Origin of the sequence: Actinomadura logoneensis (genome assembly GCF_003428695.1) — a bacterium.
GTDB classification, from domain to species: Bacteria; Actinomycetota; Actinomycetes; order Streptosporangiales; family Streptosporangiaceae; genus Spirillospora; species Spirillospora logoneensis.
In genome coordinates this window covers 1-1,493 of sequence record NZ_QURH01000533.1, presented here as the reverse complement: position 1 = coordinate 1,493, position 1,493 = coordinate 1, and the positions used below count along the sequence as shown (strand labels likewise).

Sequence of the window (1,493 nt, the reverse complement as noted above, 5' to 3'; positions counted from 1 at the left end):
GGGCTGCTCGCGCGCGACCCGCGGCGGCGGTGGTCGGCGGAGCAGGTGGCGGCGTGGCTGGCGGGCGGCTCGCCGGAGGTGGCGGACGAGGCGTCGCCGCCGTCCGGGCCGGGACTGCCGTCCGGGCCGGGACTGCCGTTCGACGGGCGGCGGTTCACCGACCGGCGCGAGCTGGCGCGCGCGCTGGTGGAGCGGTGGGACCACGCGGCCGTGTACCTGTTCGGACGCGGCGAGGCCGGGGAGGCGTGGCGGGCGCTGCGGGACTGGCTGGCGGAGATCCCCGACGACGGGCGCATCGAGCTGGTCGACCGCTACCTGACCGCGGACGGCCTGACGGCGGACGCCAAGCTGCTGCACCTGGTCCGCTGGCTCGATCCGGCGCTGCCGCCGCACCACCTGGGACGCCGCGTCACGGCGGACGACCTGCCCGGCCTGGCGGCCCTCGCCGGCGAACCGGGGCATCCCGACCACCGGACGGCGTGCCTGCTCGGCAAGAGCCTGTGGAACGAACGCCTCCTGGACGTCCTCGCCGGGTTCGACGGCGCGCACGAGCTGGCGCGCGTGGACGTCCAGTGGCGGGCGCACGTGGCGGCGTGGAACGACCTGGCGCGCTGGCTGCGCTCGCAGGAGGCGCTGCCGCTGTCGGCGAAGGCGCGCCTGCCCGAGACGGGCGCGGCGGACGCGCCGGTCGCGGGCGAGGTCCCGCCGGACGAGCCGCCGGTCGTGCTGCTGACGCTGCTCGCCCTGGCGGCGCGTCCGGCGGAGACGGCGAGCGCGCTGAAAGCGGCCGTCGCGAAGGACCACGCCGCGGACGTCCCGTGGTTCGCGTGGCTGGTGGACGGGGCCGCCGACGACGATCCGCTGCGGCTGCTGGCGGTCGTCCGGACGCAGCCGGAGGCCGCCGCCGCGGCCGAGGCGCTGCGGCGCGGACGCCGGGCCGAGGAGATCAGGGCCGAGGAGCTGCGCCGCCACTGGGACGAGCGGGAACGGAGCCGCCTGGAGAAGCGGAGCGCGGCCGTCACACGCGCGGTCGGATGGTCGCTGCCGATCCTGGTGTTCTGGCTGGCGGGGAGCGGGCTCATCGCCCAGCTCGCGGGCGGCGGCACCAAGACCGGGCCGTCCGGATGGTTCGTGATGCTCGGCTTCGTGGCCGTCCTCGCGTGGGCGCTGCAGTGCGGCGCCGAGGTGTTCGTGGCGCGCGCGCAGGGCGGCGAGTACCTGCCGCACGGCCCGTGGGCGCTGGTGTCGCGCGCCCTGTCGGCGGGCGGGCGCGGCATGAACAAGATGGGGCGGGCCATGCGCGGCGCGCCGGGCCGGCGGCGCGGGTTCGTGCCGCTGGCTCTGGTGTTCGGCGTCATGTTCGCCCTGCTGCTGATCGCGGTGGCCGCCGCGACCCCGGCGGGGGGGGCTGCTGTGGATGCTGGCGATGCCGGCCGCGGCGGTCGCGCACGCGGTCGCGGCGGGCGTCCGGCTGCACCGCTGGCGCGCCGACC

General features: G+C 78.1%; 1 pseudogene. It reads left to right on the top strand.

What is annotated here, in order from left to right:
* A pseudogene (locus tag DZF91_RS40195) lies at positions 1-1,493 on the top strand (serine/threonine protein kinase); the annotation flags it as partial.